Here is a 6,839-nt window from a genome sequence, read left to right as displayed (position 1 = left end):
ATTAATAGTTCAGTATCATGTATATTGAGAACTACAGTTAATTTAAACCGAAAAGCTCAGTAATATTTTTGTTTTATTTTAGATATATTGCGAAATAAAATTATCAGGTGAATCACTCTTTTGGGCAATATTGAGACGTAGAAACTCCGCCCAGACTTCATCACTAAGTAAGTTGAAAGCAGTTTTGGGATTGTTGATTGCGATCGCGCCGATAACTTTACGCCATCCCTGTTGCAATTGCTCAAGAAAAGCCTCTTCAATAGAAACTTGACTCAGTAACGAAAGTGCAGTTTTAAAACTTGCTGAATTCCCTGAGAAATTTTTAGACTTTAACCCCTGTAGTGCTACATTCAACCATACAGGCAGAAGTTCAAACCAATTATTTTTCTGTATCTCTTTGAGTGCAATATCTTCCATACCTAGCGCACCCCACACACATAAAGACTCTATAGCAAGTTTAGAATCGCAGTTTTCTAAAGCATTTTCCCATAAATTTTGAGCGTGATTTTGGAAGCGATTAGCGAGAAATTCATAAGCTTCCTGGACTTGATGTGGGATTGTAACTTTATAAACTGACTCACCTCGTGGTAGGTAATCGCCGCGATAGGATAACCAGTTATGAGATCCGCAAAGATGGATTTCTTTATCAACTATTACTTCTTTAACATGGGAATCTCCCAACCAAAAAACCTGTACAGATGGCAAACCCTCAGGTGTTTTAACCGCTCGAAGTTTTTTCTCTAGTTCTGGTGGAATTGGTTTATCTTCATCTTCTTGTCGCTGCGCAATTCCATGTCCAATTAAAATCCAAACTCCGCGATTAGCTAATTTCTGTAACAAAGTTAGAAATTTTTCATTGATAACTGCTTGATTCACCCAAGGAGAATAAATTAGAATCTGACTTTTAGCCGAATTTAAAATTTCTGAAAAAGCTAGGCTAATTTGTCCATCGCGTAACTGTACTGCTTCACCTAACGCTTTATAGTTATCTACCTCATCAGTAGCTTTTGTGGCAGCTTCTAGCGCCTTTTGGCTAATCTTTTCAAGCCTAGCTTCTATTTCAGTATTTTTCTGCTTGAGAATGGCTTCACGTTCAAAATTGATAGTTTCGCTTGACAATTTACATAATGCTTGCAAAGATATTTTACCTTTAGCGTGTAGCACTTCTAACCAATTTGATGCTGACTCTAAAATTTGCTTTCCATTTCTTATTTGAATGGTCAATTTATCTTCAAGGGCATCGAAGATAATGAAAAGTGATATTTTTCTCCAAATTTTTTGAGTCGAAGCTAGTACCTTGCACGAAGTAACGATTTTTCCCTCTTCTGGGACATGAAGTGCTAAACCTGAAGCTTGAATACTTTTTTGGATTTCCTCAAGCGGTAAGGAAGAGATATCAGCAATTGTATTATCGATAGCGATAAAGTCTGCCAAGTCAGGTAAAGTTATGGTTGTCTCATTTAAAGATTCAGATTGAAAGGTTATCTTATCGCTTAAAGGGTCTGTAATAGCATAAACTTGTATAGGATATGGCGGCTGTGGTACAGACCCTTTTTCATAAAATGAGCGACCTTCTGGAGTAACTGTTAGTGGCGATGTTGGTGATAGAGTTTGTAAGGAACGAAGAGTTGTAGTAGTAGTTTTAATAAAAACAGAATCAAGCCCAAGTACAGAGGCTAATTCATCCTCTGTTGGCGGAGGTTGAAATTCAATAGCAGCGCGGATAATAAATTCTTCAAGTACGTTAAACTGGCGAGGTTCCTTGATATTTAGTTCTAGAGGAGTTTGACGCAAGCTATAGCAAAATTGACGCGCTGCTAAAACTGATAAACTAGGACTTTGGGCTTCTATTTCGTTTACATAATTCTTGAGATTGTCATCAATCGGTTTAGCAGAAGAGGCGAGAAACATCAATGAAACCTCCATGTATATGCACGATATTTGAAACTTCGGAGTACATACTCCCGACTTGTCCACGCTGCTGAGTAAATAGCGAATGACAACCCACAATTACTAGTAATTCTTGAGCGCGGTAAAATGCAACGTTAACTCGTTCTGGTTTCTTGGCAAATCCCACATCTCCTCTACTATTATTGCGAACCATACTCACAATTACAACAGGTCGTTCCATACCTTGAAATCGATCTACTGTACCAGTGGTGATTTGCAGCGATGGGAAATCTTTAGATTGCAAGCGTTCATCAATTTTTCTGAGTTGAGCACCATAAAAAGTAATCACTGCGATTTCTTTTTTTGGTTCACCATTAGCAACTCTAGAAGCCCAAGTACTCTCAAATTGCTGACATAGACGCTCAATCGCATAAATTTATGGAGTATTAAAGAATGAAGTTCCTATCGTTTCCTTTTGAAACTCATTACCTCCAGGCATTTTTACCCAGATAAGATGGTGATATTCTTTGATGATTTCGCCTGCGAAATTATGTGCGCGTTTTGTATCCGGCTCTAAAATACCACATTCTAGTTTACCATCATAAAACTGATTGATTGCCCCCATAATTCTCGGGTGCATTCGATATTGAATATTTAACATTTTTTTGATGCTATCATTAGCAGTTTCAAACTGAATTTTAAACAGTGACTCTTGCAATAATTGTAATTCTGTATTTGTGCTACCAATCTCTTGTGAAACTTCCTCTAAAGTATTCGTGTCAAGCATGGGTGGTAATTGTCGATGGTCGCCTACCATGACTAACTTTTTGCCTTTCAAAGCGGGGATTAATAACTCTGGAGGAGTACATTTACTTACTTCATCAATAATGACAACATCAAAGTATTTGAATTCTTGGGAAAAATCGTAATTTGCGGCTTGAACACAAGTGATACCAACGACATTGGCATTATCTAGGTAAATACGCCTTAAATCGTTGCGTAGGCGTAGCCCGCCGCAGGCATCGCCTTGAGTTGGCTCTCTTAATTTTCCTATCCAATCTTGAACAAATTGCTGATATCTATTGAGATAAAATTCTTCATTTTGGAGTTGCTGTTGCCAATCTTCAAATTTAGTCTTGATATTGCGTAAAAATTCCATACTAAACAAGTCTGTAGAATCAACTTCAAGCTTGAATTTACCAGGAATTGCTTCCCCAATTGACTGCCACCAAGTTTGCTCAGTTGATATGTATTCTAATTGCTGCCGTAAATGCTCAACAATTTTCTGTATTTGACTTTGAGTTTCTATAAATTGGCTTTTGTAGGTTTCCGTTGTTTTCTGCAAGCTAGTAATGCGAATTATGAGCAGGTCTTTGCTAGTGGAAAGTATAGCAAAAAGATCGATTAAGGAAATTAAAGTATCAAGTTGCTTGGTACGATTTTCCCAGTCCCGTATTTTTGCTCTAAATTGTGGTATTTTAGTCAGAATATTTGAAGGATTATCGAAGTATTCTTGCACTAAAAGTTTTAATTCTTTGGGTAAGGATGGGAAGGAGAAGAGTTCTTGTAAGAGTGCGATCGCTCTTTGAAATTTGAAGTCAGCTTCACTGTGATAAGTTTCTAGCTGCTCTTGATTAGCAGATATTTTTTGCTGTTCATTAGTCGCCAACCTCATCTGTTCATTTAATTCAACCTCAAGCTGGATTTGCTCTATTTCTGTTTCAGCCTCTAGTTGCTTCAGCCATGTACGCGCACTCGTAACCATGCCTTTGGCTACCTCCACTGTAATTCTGGAGATAGCCGATTCACTCTCAAGAGGTTGAACTCTTTGACATATAATCTGGGTTTGTCTCTTAATAGCCTCAAGAGTTACCGCCGCACCATAACGGCGGCTATATGGACGTAACTTTTGAGTTATGGAATGCAAACTTTTCTGCTTGAGAGCAATCGCAAGCACCCATTCAATAATCCGACCCCAGACCCCTAGTGGTTTCTCAATGTCATCAATGCTATGTTGTGCTAGTTGCTTCAGCTGGTTTAGGAATTTCTGAAATTTGTTCTTTCTGAAGTGGAGCAAGTGGATTTTGAGAGATAATTTCTGGTGACTTTGGTTGACGGCTGGTTATACATAATTCATTTTTGGGTGTCCCATTTGTAGATGCAAGTTTTTCAGCAGCCAAACGGATTCGTTCTGCCTCCGACTCTGAAATCTTGCTGCTATAGCTTTTGACCACGATATTGAGTTGCTTACAAATTGCTATTAATTCTTTGTTCTCCAAATTCAATTCTTTTGATAGCTCATAGATTCTGACTTGTGCGTTATTCATGCACCGCTTGCCTTTGCCAACAAAGTTTTCCAAGTCTAGTATTCCCAAATGCTGGCAAGGAACAACATCTTCAACTTCTGCTACTTTGCTTATTTGCGGTACTATAGGACTCATATTTGATTTTTGAAAAAAACTCAGTACACCTTTATTCCTTCTTCCCAGTCCCCAGTAAAGAGTCCTCAGTAAAGAGTTTCTACGAGTAATTCAGGAGTCAAATCGGATTGCTATATTGCCCACCAACAATAAAATTACCTACTTCTTAGTGAGTCGGTAATCTAAACTTTTGAATTTTCACAAATCAAATAAAATTACTATCTAGTACGCCACGGCGTAAATAGAGCAACCATTTAAAATGCCTAAAAAGCACATTCCATAATACTTTTGCATCTTTTAATTTTCCTATCCAATCTTGAATAAAATACTGATATCGATTGAGATAAGTTTCCTTTTTTTGGAGTTGCTGTTGTCAATCTTTAGATTGAGCCTTGATAAGGCGTAAAAATCACGGATTAAAACTCTCCATTTATCTGATGCCAAAGAATAAAATTTTAGGCACAAAATACCCATACAAAATATTAAATTAGGCTGATTTTATCTCTAGCTTGATATTCTTTTAGTCCTAACCATCACGAGAGCTTATCGATAAAAAACTTCTACCCAATTTTTTTAGAATAGGTATGAACTATCCACCTTTGTGTAACAATTAATAAATAAACATTGGTGATAATATAGTCAATATCAGTGGACTGAGAAAAAGTCACAGCGTAGCCTTCGGCAAGGTGTTCCACCTACATGACGATAGCAATATTTCGCTTTCCTTTGAGTCAAGTGGAAGAAATTCACCGTTCCAAACCCACACCCTGAAGCTGCTAATGTAGCATTACTAAAGTCAAAATAACTTTTCAGAACGTAATAGTGGATGTAACTCAATTAGTCAAAGTTTCAATTATTCTCTTGCTGCTTGCTACAGGTGTAGCTCTGCTGTCGCGGCGGTTCCGAATCCCTTATGTTATGGGTTTAGTATTAGCAGGTTTGCCCATCACTGAGCTATTATCTCGTCCGATTGGTTTAAATCCAACCCTTGTTTTGGATCTTTTTCTGCCAATTCTCATCTTTGAAGCTGGTATTAATACAGATGTTAGCCGCCTACGCAGTACCTTTAAACCAATTGCTCTATTAGCTGGGCCAGGGGCTGTGCTTTCCAGCGCTATTATTGCCCTACTCTTGAAATTTGGGCTGGGACTGAGTTGGATACCAGCCTTATTTGTAGGAGTAATGCTGGCAAACACTGATACAGTTTCAATGATTGCCGTCTTTAAGGAAATACCGGTGCCCTCCCGGCTTTCCACCATCGTTGAAGGAGAAACCCTATTCAATGATGCAGCTGCCCTAGTTATGTTCAACCTGGTTTTGCAAGTATATTCAACAGGCTCACTCACATTTATAGAGGGAATCCAACAACTGCTATTTATCTCTCTAGGAGGCTGCCTTGTGGGGTTAGTCTTGGGCTACTTGAGTATACCTATATTCGCCCGTTTAGATGATCCTCTTAGTAGTCTCTTACTGACGGTCGCAGTTGCATTAGGAACTTTTCAGGTTGGGCAATTTATCGGTGTATCAGGTCCTGTGGCTGTAGTTGTAGCTGGATTAATTTTCGGGAATTTAGGGCTTTCTGGCAATACTTCTGCTTCTAATCGCATCACCTTGTTGAGTTTCTGGGAATATGCCAGTTTTACTGTCAACACCTTTATTTTTCTGTTGATTGGTGTAGAAATAAACTTGGTAACGCTGTGGAAAACTTTACCTGCAATTCTACTTGCAGTTTTGGCTTATCAAGTCGGGCGAGTTCTTACAGTCTATCCTCTACTAGCAGGCGTTCGGTGGATTGACCGCCCAATTCCGCTACGTTGGCAACATTTACTGTTTTTAGGCAACATCAAAGGTTCACTCTCAATGGCTCTGGCGTTGAGCTTACCTACCACACTGCCAGGGCGAGAAGTCCTCATAGCTATAGTCTTTGGCAGTGTGCTGGTGTCGTTAGTAGGACAGGGCTTAACTTTGCCTTGGGTGGTAAAACGTTTAAAATTATCTAAATTTTCAGAAGCTCAACAACAGGTTGAAGAATTACAAGCCCAGTTGATGACAGGTAAGGCAGCACAGGATGAATTAGATAGCTTGTTGAAATCAGGGGTGTTACCAAAAGCCGTTTATGAAGAGATGCGTTCAGCTTATCAGGTGCGAATTGCTGGTGCAGAAAAGACACTGCGGGAACTTTATAATCGTCGTCCTGATCAGTTAAAAGGCAGAAGTGGCAACAGCAGTAAACTTGATGCCATTCGCCGACGTTTACTGTTGGCAGAAAAAGGAGCGCTCAATGAGGCAATGCGGAAGCGAATTCTCTCAGAAGAAATTGTGCGCGTGCGGATACAAGCTCTTGATGAACAATTGTTGAAATTAGAAGATGATTAGGGATTGGGGATTACCGCAAGGCGGAAGTCACTCATTCAAAAGTCACTCATTCAAAAGTTTTGTATATCAAGGCTTTTGCAGGGCATTGGGCTTTGGGCATAGTCTGAGCTTCGTTGATGAACCTCTGAGCTTCGTGAGTAAACCTCTGAGCTT

2 protein-coding genes and 3 pseudogenes are annotated in these 6,839 nt (G+C 39.1%); 1 reads left to right on the top strand and 4 read right to left on the bottom strand.

Annotated elements, in window-relative coordinates:
* Nucleotides 1-78: 78 nt before the first annotated feature.
* The 4 genes and pseudogenes from ACFFAP_RS10365 to ACFFAP_RS10350 form a co-directional block, all read right to left on the bottom strand.
* Nucleotides 79-1,911, bottom strand: a complete 1,833-nt coding sequence (locus ACFFAP_RS10365; protein ID WP_375511133.1) for a hypothetical protein — start codon at nt 1,909-1,911, stop codon at nt 79-81.
* Nucleotides 1,889-3,382 (bottom strand): annotated as a pseudogene (locus tag ACFFAP_RS10360) (DEAD/DEAH box helicase); the annotation flags it as partial. The pseudogene ACFFAP_RS10360 and the gene ACFFAP_RS10365, both read right to left, overlap by 23 nt.
* Nucleotides 3,383-3,902: 520 nt before the next feature.
* Nucleotides 3,903-4,217 (bottom strand): annotated as a pseudogene (locus tag ACFFAP_RS10355) (translation initiation factor IF-2 N-terminal domain-containing protein); the annotation flags it as partial.
* A gap of 578 nt (nt 4,218-4,795) precedes the next feature.
* Nucleotides 4,796-5,041, bottom strand: a pseudogene (locus ACFFAP_RS10350) (IS701 family transposase); the annotation flags it as partial.
* A gap of 91 nt (nt 5,042-5,132) precedes the next feature.
* On the opposite strand from ACFFAP_RS10350, the gene ACFFAP_RS10345 reads away from it, so the two are divergent.
* Nucleotides 5,133-6,686: a cation:proton antiporter gene (locus ACFFAP_RS10345; RefSeq protein ID WP_375511132.1), complete on the top strand. Its 1,554-nt coding sequence runs from the start codon at nt 5,133-5,135 to the stop codon at nt 6,684-6,686.
* Nucleotides 6,687-6,839 lie beyond the last annotated feature (153 nt).

The organism is uncultured Nostoc sp., assembly GCF_964245575.1.
Lineage (GTDB): Bacteria > Cyanobacteriota > Cyanobacteriia > Cyanobacteriales > Nostocaceae > Nostoc.
Note: the sequence above shows the minus strand (reverse complement) of the source record. Positions and strands in the feature narration are given on the sequence as shown.